This window comes from Pantoea sp. S-LA4, from assembly GCF_054482835.1.
The window spans coordinates 56,362-71,803 of the sequence record NZ_JBTLRC010000004.1; the positions used below are offsets into that span (position 1 = coordinate 56,362).

A 15,442-nucleotide genomic window follows, 5' to 3' on the forward strand; every position below is an offset into this window, starting at 1 on the left:
TGGGTAAGATCAGCTGACGCGCTGAAAATCTTCCAGCTTAAATGATTTATTGTTCAGCGCGTCGGTTCCGCCGTAAAAGCGCATAGCGGGCAGGGGGCGTTTACCGGACGTGGGGAGCCAGTTATTCTCCAGCCCGGCGGGTGCTGCTGGTCCTATGTATATCGTTACGCCGCCGTCAGCGTTCTTCTGCATCCGGTCGAGATCGTAAGATGACAGCGTGGTTCGCCCGCTCTCACTGTAAATGAACGACAGGGTATCGCGGTTATAGACGGTCAGGGCCCAGAACTGTTTCACCGGCATCTGCGCCGGAACATTAATTTTATACAGCTGACCGGCTTCCAGCGGCGCGCCGTCAGCATCTGCCAGTGCCATCAGGTACTGCGTCGCCGGTGAAGCCGAGAGCTGTTCCGGCATATAGGTACACCAGAAATACTCAGCCGCACGGTTGATAAGATCGATGCGATCGTCATAAACAAAGGTGAAGCGATTATTTTTGTCTGCCTGCAGCAGCGACGCATAGTGCCGGTCGGGCCAGTAGAGCTTTTCTGCCGGGAAATTATCGTACCATTGCTGCAAATAAAACCAGGCGTCAATGGCGGCCTGCCGCATCGCGAGCCGTGCGGTATCATCGGGTGCAAAGGGCTTACCCCGCTCAATGCCCAGCGATGTCAGCATCCCCATCATCACCTTGTCCTGCTCACGCACCGGTTCCACGCTCAGCACCGCGTGCATATCTTCGAAATGCCGCTCATCGTAATACGGCAGAGTGGGATAAACCTTGTCACTGGGATCGACAAATTTCTGCGGCGGCAGATTCCCGGCCTCGCTGAGGAAGTACATCCGCAGCTTTTTTGAATAATGATAGGCATCCTCTGCTGACTTACCGGCCGCCGGCACCGAGCGAAACGCAAGGGCGATGCGATAACTGGGGGAGGCGACATGGAGATAGCCTTCCGGAATGGTTTCCTGATAGCCCGGCGGCGTCAGCAGGTATCTGGAGTGCCTGCCTTTATCCATGCCGGCAGGCCCGACATCGGCAATGGTGAACTGCCATGCATCCACAATCTGACCGTAGAGACTGCCTTCCGCACCGGCTTCGGGTACCTCCAGGACTACCGGGCCTTTTTGCAGGTCGGTAAAGGCGGTGATGTAGGGCGTAGTACTGTTGGCCGTGATGGCTTCAAGCAGCGGCGTCGCCGTACGGGAATAGGCCACGATATCATTGTCTTTCATGCCGAGATGGCTGAAGGCCGCCCGGCGGAAGCTGTAAATCGCCACCGCAGGCATATTCCACAATACCGCTTCGAATGCTCGCTGATATTTAAGCTGATAGTCGAAGTCAGACACTGAGCAGACCGCACCGGCGGGCGGCATTCCCCCCTGCGTTTCCCCCTTATCACCCGCCCCTTTACGCAAGGGGATCTGAAGTGATGTTGCCTGCGCGGCCGGTATCTGCCTGAGCGCAGCCAGACCCACCGCACTGCCCAGAATCAGGCGGTAAAAGGTTCTTCTGGATAGTTCCATTGTGGTGACTCCAATTTATAAAGGGCGAATTGTGGCAGGAATAAGTGACGATATCTGTACGGATAGCCGCGTTGCCGCGGACAAAAATTTCACTTTAGTGAGCTGTGGCACAATTCTTAATTGTAGCAACATACTGAAATATCGTGAAAATTTGAGTTATAACTATACTTCTTTCAGAAATAAGCGAACCGCAGGGTTCGCTTTTAATCATTAGCAGTCGTGCACCGTACTGTCATCAATTTTCTTCTCCAGTATTCACGCCGTTGCCATACATTCTCTGCCAAAAGGAAACAATGATGAAAGCTCGATCAGGATTATCTGCCACCTTGCTATTCGTGGTTTCAGGGGCGCTCCACGCCGCCGGACCCGATTCAGCGCAGGCTAATAACCCGCTCGCTAACATGACTGCGTTCAACATGCAGAACTATTACATCGGCGATATCAGTGAAAGCGACAAGGAGGCTAATCAGTTCTGGTTGCGCTACGCCAAACCGTTTTCGCTGGGGGAGACCAACTGGATCCTGCGCGCCTCACTGCCGGTGAATACCTATCCTTCGCCCCCGACTGGCGGGCATCAGACCGGTCTCGGTGATCTCAATCTCTTTACGGCTTACCTGATCGATACCGGTAATCCGGCGGTGAGCTTCGGCTTCGGCCCGCAGCTCACCGCGCCGACGGCAACCGAAAACGCGCTGGGCAGTGAAAAGTGGTCAGCAGGACTGGTCAACGTCCTGTTTGACGCCAGTAACCCCAAAATTCAGTACGGCTATCTTGCCTCCTGGCAGCACAGTTTTGCCGGTGAAGGCGACCGCAGTGACGTCAATCTGGGCGCTTTTCAGCCGTTTGTCTTTTATCAGTTAGGTGGCGGAACCTATCTGCGATCGGCGCCCATCTGGAACTATAACTTCCAGAATGACAGCTACGGCGTTCCGCTGGGGCTGGGCGTCGGGCAGATCATTAAGAAAGGAAATACCGTTTATAACTTTTTCGTTGAGCCGCAGGGCAGCGTTGCCGATCGCGGGCCGGGGCAGCCGCGCTGGCAAATTTTTGCCGGGCTCAATTTGCAGTTTATGGATTAATCATTTTTCGTTTCTGTTTTTGTTCAAAAAAAGGAAAACCTCATGCTGATGAAAAAAAAGGTTCTGGTCGGTGCGATGCTACTGGCTGGCCTGACGGGTTCTTCATTATCTCTGACGGCGCAGGCTGCCGAAGCGACCTATCAGGACCCGGTGCTTACCCTGCAGGGTTCGCCGGAAGTGTTCAAAAAAGGGATGGAGGCTGACGGTTACAGTTCAGCCGTGATGGCCTGGACATGGGGCTATCCTTTGGTACGTATGGAGCAGATTGCCCGCGAATATACTGATGTGCCAGAACCTAAGCCGCCAACCAGCTATCGCGCGCCGCTGAATCAGATCGGCTGGGCAACGGAGCTGGCAACGCCCGCAGCGAAAGATATGCCGTCTGCGAACAACGATACGCTCTACATGAGCGCAATTGTTCAGCTTGATGAACCTTACGTACTGACGGTTCCGGATTTAAACGATCGCTATTATGTGGTGGACGTCTTCAACATGTGGCAGGAGCTGGAGCACTATATCGGTCGCCGCACCACCGGAACCAAAGCCGGTAAATTTGTCTTTGTTCCGCCGGGCTGGAAGGGTGAGTTGCCTAAAGACGCCACCGTGCTGAGGGTATCCACCAACAAAATCTGGTTATGGGGCCGCATGCGCGTAACCCAGGGTGAAGATATGGCGCCTCTGCATGCATTGCAGAAGCAATTCCATCTGCAGTCCGCCAGCGGCAAGGTCTATAACGATACTCTGGCACCGATGCCTGCACTCAAAAACGACGGGCTGGATTTTTTCCGTCAGCTCGCATTTGCCATCAAATCGAACCCGGTCAAGCCAGAGGATAAAGGATTGTTCGGCCAGTTCAGCCGTTTTGGCCTGACTGAAAAGGGCTTTGATAGCAATAACATCGCCTCGCCCATACTCGAAGGCGTTAAGCGCGGTGTGAAGGATGCACCTTATGTCGCGGTGTCTACGATGGTGAGCACTTCAGAAGTACGCCAGGGATGGAGCTATGTGAAAGGACTGGATGATTTTGGCTACAACTACCCGCTGCGCTCGCTGGTTTCAGGCCCTTATCTGGGTGGTCAGGGAGAGCGAGAGGCTGTTTACCCGGTTCGTTATAATGACAGCGAAGGCAAGGCGCTTTCCGGAGCCAGCAGCTATACGCTCACGCTGAACTCAGAACCCCCGGTTAACGCATTCTGGTCGGTCACCATCTACGATGCCGACACTAAGATGCTGGTCGATAACCCACTCAACCGCTACAAAATTGGTTCAGACACTCAAGGCCTGGTAAAAGATAAAGATGGTAGCCTGAACATCACGCTATCTCATACTCAGCCCGAGGATAAGAACGCCAACTGGCTGCCTGCGCCTGAGGGCAATTTTTATCTTTTGTTCAGGCTATATCAGCCCAAAGATTCGGTAATGGACGGTAGCTGGAAATTACCTGAGGTCGTGCGAAAAACGGAATAAACACCCGCTGACCAAATTTCCTTAATGAAAAATAGGGGCGGTGCCGGATAAGCCCGCCCGTTTTCACATTGTTCCCTCGCGTTAAAGGCCGAAGAGCTGCCCGCAGGCACAAATATCCAGGTGCTGCCTTGCGACCTTCACAGCGATGAAGCAGGGGGCGCCTGAAGTACGCGGCGGTGGCAATGGTGAGGGGCTGGATGCTGCGGTCAATCCTGCGATGAAAACCGGGGACGCAAACAAAGCGCCCTCCGCGGGTTAGCGTGATGGCATCAACCTGCGATGCCGCTATCCAACCGGTCAATACTGAAGAGACAGCCCGCCTGTAGCCAACAACGCACCGGCTGTTACATAAGCACTATCTTTTATTCAGCGCCGCAGACAAGCCGGCAGACGACCCCACGTTCAGACAGACAAACGGCTGAGCGGGCAGGGCTGTCCGCGGCGGGTATTGCCTGATCAGAACGCTGAATAGTCCACTGGCGTAATGGCGTGGCGATCAAGATTTTTGCTCAACGCGCGCACGGTACTTTTTAGCGGACATAGCGTGCCGACGTCCGTGACCCGGCAATCTGACTGTCGCCACTCTTCACGCAGCAGCGGGTGCGCCCGATCAACGGCTTGCAGATGACGCAGATCATCCATACTCTGCGCCTGGAAATAGACGTGCATAAACCGCTCGCCGCTCTTTCTGTCACGCCAGCGTTCAAACACCAGGCTGCTTCCCGGTGGAATGTTGCCGCGCGTATAACCCGGCAGCGTCCAGTTAAAGCCCATAAGCGTTCGCACCATCGCAATGTTGGTATCGTGCGCCACCAGCAGCAGCCAGCGCGTATCCGGCAGGCTATCCGCCGTTTTATTCACCCCTTGCTCTGCACCCTGCAACATGGCATTAAGCAGGATTGAAGCGCGTTTCCGGGCGGTATAGAGCACATCATTTCCGAGATCGTAATTCTCCGTCAGCAGCGGCAGGATTGCGGTGATCTGGTCAGACGATGTTATTTTTCCCCACGCCAGCTGGCTGACGGGCAGATTCTCACTCCATCCGAGCCGCAGTGTTTCCACCATGTTGGCCAGCACGCTCAACCCGTCAATCGAGGCCTTGCCGCTTTTACCCTGCTTAATCTGCCACGGTTTCTCAAAAAACGAGCAATCTGCCTCGGGCAGACACACCGCATTTTTAAGCGCCAGTACGGCAGGCTGCAACGCCTGCTGGCGCGCGCTTAAATCGCCCGCTTTTTCCTTTACCGCGGCCAGTTGTGTTGCCGGATCGGTATTGGTGGCTGGAAACGCTTCGGTCTGGAACAGAGGGTCGTTTTCACCAGGTACGGCGTGAATAGCGACGCCGCAGCCGGGGAATGCGCCGTCCACCAGTGCCTGCGCAGTGGCGCGCGTGCGCTGCAGCGGGCTGGCGCGCACAAAGAGATCCTGCGGCTGCGGGCATCCGGCGGTGAGCAGCCCCAGTTCACGATAATGTTCGCCTTCCCAGCGTCCTTTATTCACCACGGCAGCATAGCCATGGCCAGTAAGTTCACCATCCTGGGTGCTCCAGCTTGTCCAGGCGCGATGCGTGGCAGCCTCTATATCTTTGCGGTTTCCCGGCGTCGGCGGGCGAATGCCATGGCGACTCAGTTCGACCACTTTTTCCAGCTGATACTGTGAATCCGCGTGCGCCTGCATGGCACCTGACCACAACGCGCCGACAATCAACAGGCGTGCGGCGGCCTGACGGGTAAGTAGCATCATAATAGCGTCCTTAATGAGGTAATTAAGATGAATAGAGGGTGCGGCGTTCACTGGCGTTCAGTCTCGCCACCATCACAGCGGTGATAAAACACAACAGCGCAGACGCCAGACCGGCTGCAACCCAGAACAGCGACAGCGTGTGAAAGTCGTAGATCTTTTTGCCGTTCTCGATCACCGAGGTTCTATCAATGATGATACCGGTCAGGAACTCACCGAATCCTGCCCCGGCATAGCTGACAATGCCGATGGTGCCGAGTGCCGCGCCGGCCGCCTTGCGTGAAGAGATATCGACCGCCAGCAGTCCGCCGAGGAAGCAGGTCAGTGCCCCGATGGTGGCGCCGAAAATCACCATCGAAATGATATCGGTGTAGTAACTGTGTGGTGACCACAGCATCAGGGCAAACCCGCCGGTGTTCAGCAGGCTGATGAATCCGGCCATGATGCTGCGGTTACGGGCGAAGAAACGGTCAGACAGGATCCCGGCCATTATGGTGCCGACAATACCCGCAATCGCATTGACGCCAATGATCGCCGAGGCTTCAACGGTGGTGTAGCCCTTGCCCTGTTGCAGAAAAAAGATGCCCCAGGAGTTCACGCCGTAGCGGTCGATATACATAAAGGCTGAGGCCAGCGCCAGTGTCCAGAGCGCGGGATTACGCAGCGCCAGCAGCTGATTTTTCAGGATTGAGCTTTTGGCCTCGTCTTCTTCCATCGGTTCATTACTGATCTGATGGATTGACGGGAAGCCGCAGCTCTGTGGGGAATCGCGCATAAACAGCAGCATCAGCACCACGCCTGCCGCGCCGAGCGCCGCGGTTGAGAGATATCCCATATGCCAGCCGTAACCGGCAATTACCGCGGCGATCAGCATGTAAGTGATGGCCTCGCCAATATTATGTGCCGTCGACCAGATCGAATAGAAAGTGCCGCGCTCTTTGGTGCCGTACCAGCGTGCCAGCGACACCGCGCACGGCCCTACGCCCATCGACTGCGCCCAGCCGTTAATGCCCCAGAAGATCGCCAGCAGCATTGCATTGGTGGTCATGCCCATCATCAGGTTCATGCCCGCGCTGAGTAACAGCCCCAGACTCATAAAGCGCACCACGTGGGCATGATCGGCGAGAAAACCATTAACCAGCTTACCGATGGCGTAGCTGAAAAAAAGCGCCGAACCAATCATGCCGAGCTCGGAGGGGGAAATACCCAGCTCGACAAGCGCACTTTTGGCGACGGTAAACGAGAGGCGACAGACATAAAAAGTCACATACGCCAGCGTCATGGCGAGAAACGTCTGCCATCTGACAAAGCGAAAGCGTTGAGGATCAAAAGCACCGGCGCTTTTCTCAGGACTGGTGCGGAAAAAACTGAGTAATCCAGACATCATCTTGTCTCCGATAGGCGGAGGTGCCGCTGATCGCTGTTGATCATCCATGACGGCCAGATCCCTGTTTTTATGTAGAGTACAGAATCAGAAGCCCTGCCCGTGTTAGCGTAAACTTTGTTTAACCCACTGTTTTAACTGCGGATAGAGCGCATTACTTGCCAGTAATACCGGGTTGCCGTCGGCCAGGCCGTTCGCCGCCAGGTAGTCATTTGTAGTGCCACCCGCTTCGCGCATCAAAACAATGCCCGGCAAGCCATCCCACGGATTCATATGCGGTTCGTAATACCCGATCAGTCGTCCGGCCGCCGCCCAGGCGCTCATCAGCGCACCCGAACCATTGCGCACAAACATGCCGCCATGCTGTAACAGCGCCTCAAGGAAGGGCAGGAAATCAGCCGCTGAAACGCGATGTGACGTCCCGACACCCATCACGCCGCCCGCCACATCGGTGGCCGGGTGCGGCGCAATTCGCCGATCGTTCAGCCAGGCGCCGTGCCCTTTAAACGCGTGAAAAAGTTCATGATGGTTAGGATCATAAACCACGCCGATCACCGGTTCGCCATCGACCACAATCGCCAGTGACAGACACCAGGTATGCAGGCCGTTGAGAAAACAGCTGGTCCCGTCAATCGGATCCACCACCCATAGCACCCGGTTGTTGCGAGCAGCCGTGCCGCTCTCTTCACCTAAAAACCCATCATCAGGAAATACCTCCGCAATCCGCTGCTTAACGAAGGCTTCCACCTCGCGATCGGCGCGGCTTACCACATCCTGAAGGTCAGTGCCTTTGTGGTCGGTCTGCAACTTTTCACGCTGCTGGTAGAACTCATCAGCCAGCTTTCCCCCTGACTCAGCAATGCTGCAGGCGAAGCGGTAGCGCGCCAAAAGCGAATCATCTTCATGGGTAGCCATAACATCTCCTTAATGAAAATGCACACGTGTGCACTTCGTAGCAAAAAATTAGCCCCGCAGGGCAGAGAGGAGTGTGGCGATTCTGCGGAGAATAATCTGTGATTAACTCCGCATAAAATTAATTTTCCATTATGCGCTATTACGAACTATTAATTTCACCGGGACGGCGCGATGTCGGGAGGGCAGATCAAACCGGGCGATGCGCGTCACCAGCAGGTCGACCGCCTGCTGCGCCAGCCCCTCAGTGTCCTGCTGAACGGTGGTGAGATTGTAAGGGTCCCAGCCAGCCTGCGGAATGTCATCAAAGCCGATGACCGCCGGAAGGGGTGACTGATCGCCGAGCGAGCGCAGGCCGTCCATCGCCCCTAACGCCAGCATGTCAGTGGCGCATAACAGCGCCTGACAGTGGCTAAGCTCAATCGAGGCCGCACGACCGGCAGCGTATCCGCCGCCAGCAATAAAGCGCGCTGAAACGGATAAATCGGGAGTCAGCGAAGTTAGCGCCGAGTAACGTTCGCTGGTGCTAAAATTCGAGAGATCCTCGCCAATAAAGCCAATATTATTCCATCCCTTCTGGCGGCAATAATCGACCATTAACTGCATGCCCTGCTGATTATCGCTGGCAACACGATCGCAGCCGGCTAAATCGGCATGACGATTGATCAGGGTGACCGGAATCTTACGCTCCAGATACTCCTCTGCCAGCAAAAGAGGCGGTGCGCCAGAGGTAATGATGACGCCAGCAACATGATAACTCAGTAGCTGTTTGAGTGATGGGGCGAGCTGGTCAGGATCATCGGCGTTCATCAACAGCGGCATAAAACCGTGTATAGCCAGTTGATTCACCAGCGGGGAGAGCAGTTTGCTGCGGAAAGGGTTATCGAAGCCGGCGGTGAGGATACCGATGAAATTACTGCTGCCGGTGTTCATGGTTCGGGCGATGATATTGACTTGATAGCCCAGTTGCTCAGCCGCATGCATGACTTTGGCGCGCGTCTTTTCGGCAACCGACGCGCCCGGAGTAAAGGTTCTCGATACCGCCGAGCGAGAGACGCCCGCCAGCCGCGCCACATCCTCCGCCTTGACCCAGTTTTTTCCTTTAACGTTCATCCGTTATTTCACTCTGTGATATGCCCTGAATGCCTGCACCGCCCCAATAGCACCTGTATGGGGTAACGTATTGAAATACAAGGCAGGCTCACTTTAGTCGCAAGGCCATTCGGACTTTGCAATATCTTTTCAGGCCACGCCCTGTGCTGGCGTCTGGCACCGTGCAGGCTGAATTCAAGTGCTTTCAACTTTTCCAGCAGCGTTGTGATCACCCTATCGAATCTCCATCATTAAGGCGTTTATCCTGGCACTCTGCATCACGCTTCCGGCCCGGAAACTTCGCTATACCACACGCTTCCGGTTCAGTTATATTGATAACGACCCTTTATTAGTCACAGGAAATGACGCATGGACGCCAATGTACTTCAAAAAGCTTTGGTCGCAATAGCCATCATTATTCTGGTCTGGCTGGACTTCAGACCGAGGAAAAGAAAAATTAATCCCGATCCGACCATCGCCGCGGCTGATGCCAGTGAACGCCATGCCTGGCGTTTTATCCGTTGGGGCACCCGGATTCTACAGATCCTGGCAGGGATATATCTGCTGTGGACCTCCATTAAATACCTGATCACTTAGCCCGGCCTGATATTGACCTTCAGGAAGAAAAGCAGCGTGAGTCATCCGTGCGCGGGTAACCTGCGTGTCAGGGTCAGGGCTGCCGGGCCGACACGCTATTCCCTGCACTCTTTCATCTACACCCTGCCACTTCCAATCAAAAAATATGAAGCCCCGACCGGGCTTCATATGAAAAATCCCCTTAACGCTTTTCCCGGCACGCCGCCAGCATATCGTCGGCGGCGACATATTCCCGTGTCTGAACCCCGGTAAGCCCCAGCAGGGTAGAAAACAGATTGTCCTGTGAATAGGCGTTGGCTGCGGCCCGCTGGATCAGGCAGCGCGAGTCCACCGCGTAACGCTGCTGATAGTCAGGTGACAACCAGATCAGCATCGGCACATGGGTCTGAACCTCAGGCGCAATGGCATAGGGAAGTCCATGCAGATAAACGCCGTTCTCACCCAGCGACTCACCGTGGTCAGAGAGATAAACCAGGCTGGTGGTGAACCGGTCCTGATGCGCCTTGAGTAACTCAATCGCCTTGTCGACGATATAGTCGGCATACAAAATGGTGTTGTCGTAAGTATTAACCAGCTGCTGCTGCGAACATTCCTGGATCTGTTTAGTTTCACAGGTGGGGGTAAATTTGCGGAACGCGGGCGGATACCGGTGGCTATAGGTCGGCCCGTGACTGCCGATGGTATGCAGAACGATGACGCCATTATCCTGCAGTCGGGCGATATACTCCTCCAGGCCATGAAAAAGCACCTCATCATAACACTCGCCTTTAATACACATGCCGGGAAGGTTCAGGGCGTTCATATCCTGATTCGGCACCCGATTGCAGGCACCTTTACATCCTCCGTCGTTCTCGTTCCATAAAACGCGCAGACCCGCCCGCTGGATGATATCCAGCACGCCTTCCTGATGGCTGGCCAGCGCATCGTCATAGTGCGCACGCGGCATGTTGGAAAACATGCAGGGCACGGAGACCGCCGTCGAGGTGCCGCAGGATGTGGTATCAGGAAAATAGACAACATCATCTTCAGCCAGTAACGGATTGGTCGGTCGCGAGTAACCGCCCAGCGAAAAGTTCGCGGCGCGTGAGGTTTCACCCAACACCAGAATCGTCAGGTTTTTTTTCGGCCCGGTCAGCATCTGTGGAAGCTGATGGGCGTCTTCACCTATTTTTACCAGCGGAAGGTCGGCCTGCTGATGATGCTGGTAATAAGAGAGCGAGGCAGCGATAAAATTCGCCGGACTCAGAGCCTTGACCAGACCATGATTATTGCGGATCAGCGAGGCGTAATCTTTGTAGAACAGCATCGCCACCAGCGCGATCAGCATGACAGAAAGGGCGATGTTAATGCCGCGGGATGCCAGAGATGTCCAGAGAGAGAACGTCTTTTTAAAACGCGGCCAGAAAGCCAGTGCGGCCATCACAACACCAGACAGAAACAGCACCAGCAGCATTTCAGGCGTCAGCAGGGCCAGGCTCTCGGCTGGTGTGGTGTCCACGATGTTGGTGATCATCGAGCGATCCAGAACGATGCCGTAATGCTGAATAAAATACTGCGCGGTGGCAGAGACAAGGATAAACAGCGCAACCGCTATCCTGTCCAGCCTGAAAAATGAGGTGAGGGTGACGACAATATTAATGACGCAAAAGGCCACCAGCGGCATAGAGAGAAAGAAAAGAGTATTGCGCAGGCCGTTCAGCGGGATCAGCGCCAGAGCCTGCTGGTAATAGGCAATATTGAGAAAAACCGAGATATAAAGCGAGAAAAAAACAATATAGGTCACGCGGTGCAGAACGGGCTTAGTCATGCGTAATTGAGACATAAAGATATTCCATAACCCGAGTAATCTGACCCGTCAAAACCAGTCACCCGTTGATTAACAATGTTTAATAAAAGTTAAAACGCTGCGGCCCAAGACGCTAAGCAACCTGCGACTGCGGTTACGCTTATCATTAACCAAAACAGTCGATTGCTGAAAATGTGACCATCTGATGAACCCTGAATGAAGATAAGTTTACAGCGGTAAACATTAAGTCAACCTAAACAAAATGCTGATATTCCCGGTGAAGGATTTTTCGATGTTGGGATGTGGATCACGCGATATGCGGTACGCACCAGCGCCGGGCCGATCGTTCTCAGAGAAAACTCTCAGCTCGCTGAAGCGTGCATTGTAAAACGACACCTGACTGAACTGGTGCGTCTGACCGGGGTGGCTGCATCACGCTGATTCGGCGGTGAACCAGAAGAGAGATCGCCACAGGAGCGAAGTTGATTCAGATGTCTGATGCGCGGAACAGTAAAGGGGGTGAAGCCTGTTTAGCCTAGGAGGGAGTCAGCCAGCGAGGAAGGGCGCTGTCGGGTGCGCCCTGGCAGACGCACCCGACAGACTCAGGGTTTCCAGCGGCGCAGAGCAGTGTGATCTTCATACGGTAATTTTGATGGCAATGAGATCAGCTCAATCACGCTGCCCCACGGCGTGCGGCCATAACAGAAGAAGTTATTTTTTCCTGTTTCGGTCGGAAACATCAGTGGCTGAGGCGAGGTAAACATTTTTCCACCGGCTCGCTCAAACAGGCTGATGGCCTGGTCGATGTCATCAACGTACACGGCAAAATGCTGTAAGCCGTAGTCGCTGGGACGCACCGGCTGCTGCTGCTCCGGTCCTTTCATTTCAAACAGCTCCAGCCCCGGCCCGTGCTTTAGCGTCATCATCCTGACCGTGGTGATGCGGGTTCCCGGAAACAGGTTAAGGATGCTTTCCGTCTCTTCGCCTTTTACATCCTCATCTGATGGGGAAACGGAGTCGTAGATCACTTCTGCGCCAAACGCTTCTTTAAAGAAACGGGTGGCCTCGTCAATATCGGATACGGTGATGCCAACATGGTCCATACCGCGAATCGTTTCAACAGACATTGTTTTTCTCCCAGGTTGATTAATCGTTAATGGGCGTGCCGGTTAGCTGCCCTCTCTGCCAGCGCTTTGAGCTGGGCCGCAATCAGATTGCGGGTATTTTCATCGGTGATCAGGCCGGTCTGCGGATCAAGCCGGGAAGCGGCCTTGCCGACCATCACTTCCGGTTTGTTCAGCACTCTGCCGTCAAGAAACACCAGAATCTGACGCAGGTGATACTGGGCTCGCGCGCCGCCAATGGCGCCCGGAGAGGCGGTGATGATCGCCACCGGTTTACCGGCTACCGGGGTGTCGGGCAGGCGTGAAAGCCAGTCCAGCGCATTTTTAAGCGCGCCTGGCACCGAGTAGTTATATTCCGGTGTGACGATGATCAGCCCATCCGCTGCCGAGATTGCGTGACCCATTGCCACGACGGCGGCGGGAAACCCGTCGGCCTGCCGGTCTGCGTCATAGTGTGGAATCTCGCCGACAGAGCCAAGCGGGGTGATCTCCACACCGGCCGGGGCCAGCGAAGCGAGATTGCGGGCCACTACCGCGTTAAAAGAGCCTTTACGAAGGCTGCCCAGCAGTGAGACGAAAGTAAGGGGTTTGGCCTGTGACATGGGCTCTCCAGTTAGTTCAGAACAGTTTCTCCGGTCAGTGCCGGGTTTATTTTCCGAGGGAGATAAGCCTGGTATAGAATTAAACATCGATAAACCGCTTGTAATTCGCCACTGAGTCAACTTTATGTCTACCTCCTTTACCGCAGATTCTCTGCGAGGCATTACTCACTTTGTCATTACGGCAAAATCGAGCAGTTTTACCGAAGCTGCCGAACAGTTGGGCATTACCAAATCCGCGGTGGGTAAGAGCGTGGCAAGGCTCGAAGAGCGGCTGGGAACACGTCTGTTTCACCGGTCTACCCGCAAACTGAGCCTGACCAGCGACGGTGAGGCTTATCTGGCAAGCTGCCTGTCGGCGCTGGAGATTCTGGACTCGGCGGAAAACAGCCTCAGCCGACGTCAGGACAATCCGGCGGGCACGGTGCGTATCGATATGCCGGCCTCTTTTGGCCGCAATCTGATGATGCCGGTGCTGCTGGATCTGATTAGCCGTTACCCGGCGCTGCGGCTGGCGCTGACCTTTAATGATCGGCTGATCGATCCGGTTGAGGAGGGCGTTGATCTGGTACTGCGGCTTGGTGAGTTGCAAAGCACCGATGAGCTGATCGCCCGTCGTCTGAGCCGTCAGCGTCTTATCCTGTGCGCCTCTCCTGAGTATCTCAGGCAGCATGGCGCGCCTGGTGACATCGAATCACTGAAAAAGCATGGCTGCATCATGGGCTTTCGGCGGGGCGCGCCACTGGCCTGGCGACTGCGCCCAGCGGGTGAGCGGGAGGTGAAATTTATCTCAGGCACGGCGCATCAGATCAGCGATGGTGATGCCATACTGCTCGCCTGTCTTGCCGGTGCAGGGATTGCACAGTTTCCGGAATCGATGGTGAACAGCCATATCGAGGCAGGTAGCCTGGTGGCGGTGATGGCCGACCATATGCCGGTGCCGGTAGAGCTGAATGTGGTGTGGCCCCGCACCCGGCATCTGATCCCGAAAGTCCGCATTATCGTCGACGAACTGCTTAAAAAGGCGGGCGAAGGGGTTTTTGGCGATTTAAGGTAGCGTTCTTATCAACGCTGAGGCGATTTCAGAGCTGTTTATCAACGTTGAGCAAATTGACATTCTGTCCGTCCCGCAACGTCTGCTGGCTGTAACCGGACCACTCACGGCAGTCAGTACAGCTTAAACGTGAAATTGACTGACAGGCCCGGCGTTATGCCATTTGCTCTCTGGGCGCTGGCGATCGGTGCATTCGGTATTGGAACCACTGAATTTAACTGAATAACAAGAGAAAGCCATCGTCGGCAAAGCCCGGATGCCGGATGATAGCTTTTGACTGTGTTAAGCTCCGCCGTTAACACCCCATCGAAATCGTGGAGGACGCTATGCTGATAGCTCAGATTTCGGATATTCATGCCTCATCTGAAAACGATCATCTTCAGCGATTCGAACAGGTGCTGAGGTGGCTTGCGAATCTGCATCCGGACATAGTCGTGCTTACCGGTGACCTGACAGACGGCGAGTGGCGCGAAGGCTATAGAGAGATCGCTGAACAACTGGAACAGCAGGATTATCCTTCATTAGTTCTGCCGGGAAATTCCGACGCTCGCCATTTAATGCGAATGACATGGGGTGAGTCACAGGGGGCTTCTGATGCGTCGCCACAGGCTCTGCACTTTAGTCGTGATATTGGCGGGTTGAAACTAATAGGTCTGGATTCGACAGTTGATCACCAGGATTATGGCAGCGTTTCCGGCCATCTCGAATGGCTGAATAAACAACTCAACAATACAGGGGACTCGCCAGCGCTGCTCTTTATGCATCATCACGTCTTTGAATCTGGCATCCCGACCCTGGATGAATCGATGTGCAGAGCAACGGGCCTGCTGGAAACGCTGATTAAAAACGCACCGGCCAGGCTGCTGGCGATGGCTACCGGGCATGTACATCGGCCAGTAGCAGGTACTTTTGCCGGTATTCCGGCTTATATCTGTGGCTCCGTCTGCTCGGCTAATCCTGTATGGTTCGGAACAAAAAACATTCCCCCGGTCGCTGAACCGCCTGCGTTAATGATTCATCGCTATGTCAACAACCGGCTTACCAGCCATCATGTCTGTGTGTGACTTATACCTCAATCCCCCGC

13 protein-coding genes are annotated in these 15,442 nt (G+C 54.8%); 5 read left to right on the top strand and 8 right to left on the bottom strand.

From position 1 onward, the window contains the following. Positions 1-9: 9 nt before the first annotated feature. Positions 10-1,524: a DUF1254 domain-containing protein gene (locus tag ACX3P5_RS20860; protein WP_458969288.1), complete on the bottom strand. Its 1,515-nt coding sequence runs from the start codon at positions 1,522-1,524 to the stop codon at positions 10-12. Between the two features lie 296 nt (positions 1,525-1,820). Between ACX3P5_RS20860 and ACX3P5_RS20865 the strand changes: the two genes are divergently transcribed. Together ACX3P5_RS20865 and ACX3P5_RS20870 are read left to right on the top strand one after the other, a co-directional pair. Beyond that, positions 1,821-2,603, top strand: coding sequence for a hypothetical protein (locus ACX3P5_RS20865; RefSeq protein WP_233988475.1), 783 nt, complete (start codon positions 1,821-1,823; stop codon positions 2,601-2,603). 42 nt (positions 2,604-2,645) lie between these two features. Beyond that, entirely contained in the window at positions 2,646-4,070 is a 1,425-nt protein-coding gene (locus ACX3P5_RS20870) for a DUF1254 domain-containing protein (protein ID WP_458969289.1), read from the top strand. A gap of 456 nt (positions 4,071-4,526) precedes the next feature. On the opposite strand, the gene ACX3P5_RS20875 is transcribed toward ACX3P5_RS20870, so the two are convergent. The 4 genes from ACX3P5_RS20875 to ACX3P5_RS20890 all read right to left on the bottom strand — a co-directional run bounded on the left by ACX3P5_RS20875 (position 4,527) and on the right by ACX3P5_RS20890 (position 9,219). Continuing rightward, positions 4,527-5,813: a histidine-type phosphatase gene (locus ACX3P5_RS20875; RefSeq protein ID WP_458969290.1), complete on the bottom strand. Its 1,287-nt coding sequence runs from the start codon at positions 5,811-5,813 to the stop codon at positions 4,527-4,529. Positions 5,814-5,835: 22 nt separating this feature from the next. Next, positions 5,836-7,194, bottom strand: a complete 1,359-nt coding sequence (locus ACX3P5_RS20880) for an MFS transporter (protein ID WP_458969471.1) — start codon at positions 7,192-7,194, stop codon at positions 5,836-5,838. Positions 7,195-7,299: 105 nt separating this feature from the next. Continuing rightward, positions 7,300-8,109, bottom strand: a complete 810-nt coding sequence (locus ACX3P5_RS20885) for an inositol monophosphatase family protein (protein ID WP_458969291.1) — start codon at positions 8,107-8,109, stop codon at positions 7,300-7,302. A 129-nt stretch (positions 8,110-8,238) separates the two neighbouring features. Beyond that, a complete protein-coding gene (locus tag ACX3P5_RS20890) occupies positions 8,239-9,219 on the bottom strand; it encodes a LacI family DNA-binding transcriptional regulator (RefSeq protein ID WP_458969292.1) in 981 nt (326 codons plus the stop codon). A 348-nt stretch (positions 9,220-9,567) separates the two neighbouring features. On the opposite strand from ACX3P5_RS20890, the gene ACX3P5_RS20895 reads away from it, so the two are divergent. Continuing rightward, positions 9,568-9,795 (top strand): hypothetical protein, encoded by a 228-nt coding sequence (locus tag ACX3P5_RS20895; protein ID WP_233988471.1) that lies wholly within the window; start codon positions 9,568-9,570, stop codon positions 9,793-9,795. Positions 9,796-9,976: 181 nt separating this feature from the next. Here ACX3P5_RS20895 and eptA read toward each other — a convergent pair whose 3' ends face one another. From eptA to ACX3P5_RS20910, 3 genes are all read right to left on the bottom strand, one after another. Beyond that, on the bottom strand, positions 9,977-11,602 hold the full coding sequence (eptA, locus tag ACX3P5_RS20900) for a phosphoethanolamine transferase EptA (RefSeq protein WP_458969472.1): 1,626 nt from the start codon (positions 11,600-11,602) through the stop codon (positions 9,977-9,979). Positions 11,603-12,183: 581 nt separating this feature from the next. Then, a complete protein-coding gene (locus tag ACX3P5_RS20905) occupies positions 12,184-12,708 on the bottom strand; it encodes a VOC family protein (protein WP_233988469.1) in 525 nt (174 codons plus the stop codon). A 26-nt stretch (positions 12,709-12,734) separates the two neighbouring features. Next, on the bottom strand, positions 12,735-13,307 hold the full coding sequence (locus tag ACX3P5_RS20910; RefSeq protein WP_458969293.1) for an NADPH-dependent FMN reductase: 573 nt from the start codon (positions 13,305-13,307) through the stop codon (positions 12,735-12,737). Between the two features lie 124 nt (positions 13,308-13,431). Between ACX3P5_RS20910 and ACX3P5_RS20915 the strand changes: the two genes are divergently transcribed. Next, positions 13,432-14,361 (top strand): LysR family transcriptional regulator, encoded by a 930-nt coding sequence (locus ACX3P5_RS20915; RefSeq protein WP_458969294.1) that lies wholly within the window; start codon positions 13,432-13,434, stop codon positions 14,359-14,361. A 323-nt stretch (positions 14,362-14,684) separates the two neighbouring features. Continuing rightward, positions 14,685-15,422, top strand: coding sequence for a metallophosphoesterase (locus ACX3P5_RS20920; RefSeq protein WP_458969295.1), 738 nt, complete (start codon positions 14,685-14,687; stop codon positions 15,420-15,422). Positions 15,423-15,442 lie beyond the last annotated feature (20 nt).

Bases quoted from the DNA above. Each gene is read 5' to 3' on its own strand.
- ACX3P5_RS20920 (WP_458969295.1), top strand. From the start codon at position 14,685: ATGCTGATAGCTCAGATTTCGGATATTCATGCCTCATCTGAAAACGAT.
- ACX3P5_RS20905 (WP_233988469.1), bottom strand. From the start codon at position 12,708: ATGTCTGTTGAAACGATTCGCGGTATGGACCATGTTGGCATCACCGTA.
- ACX3P5_RS20885 (WP_458969291.1), bottom strand. From the start codon at position 8,109: ATGGCTACCCATGAAGATGATTCGCTTTTGGCGCGCTACCGCTTCGCC.
- ACX3P5_RS20875 (WP_458969290.1), bottom strand. From the start codon at position 5,813: ATGATGCTACTTACCCGTCAGGCCGCCGCACGCCTGTTGATTGTCGGC.
- ACX3P5_RS20890 (WP_458969292.1), bottom strand. From the start codon at position 9,219: ATGAACGTTAAAGGAAAAAACTGGGTCAAGGCGGAGGATGTGGCGCGG.
- ACX3P5_RS20860 (WP_458969288.1), bottom strand. From the start codon at position 1,524: ATGGAACTATCCAGAAGAACCTTTTACCGCCTGATTCTGGGCAGTGCG.
- ACX3P5_RS20915 (WP_458969294.1), top strand. From the start codon at position 13,432: ATGTCTACCTCCTTTACCGCAGATTCTCTGCGAGGCATTACTCACTTT.
- ACX3P5_RS20895 (WP_233988471.1), top strand. From the start codon at position 9,568: ATGGACGCCAATGTACTTCAAAAAGCTTTGGTCGCAATAGCCATCATT.
- ACX3P5_RS20870 (WP_458969289.1), top strand. From the start codon at position 2,646: ATGCTGATGAAAAAAAAGGTTCTGGTCGGTGCGATGCTACTGGCTGGC.
- eptA (WP_458969472.1), bottom strand. From the start codon at position 11,602: ATGACTAAGCCCGTTCTGCACCGCGTGACCTATATTGTTTTTTTCTCG.
- ACX3P5_RS20880 (WP_458969471.1), bottom strand. From the start codon at position 7,194: ATGTCTGGATTACTCAGTTTTTTCCGCACCAGTCCTGAGAAAAGCGCC.
- ACX3P5_RS20910 (WP_458969293.1), bottom strand. From the start codon at position 13,307: ATGTCACAGGCCAAACCCCTTACTTTCGTCTCACTGCTGGGCAGCCTT.
- ACX3P5_RS20865 (WP_233988475.1), top strand. From the start codon at position 1,821: ATGAAAGCTCGATCAGGATTATCTGCCACCTTGCTATTCGTGGTTTCA.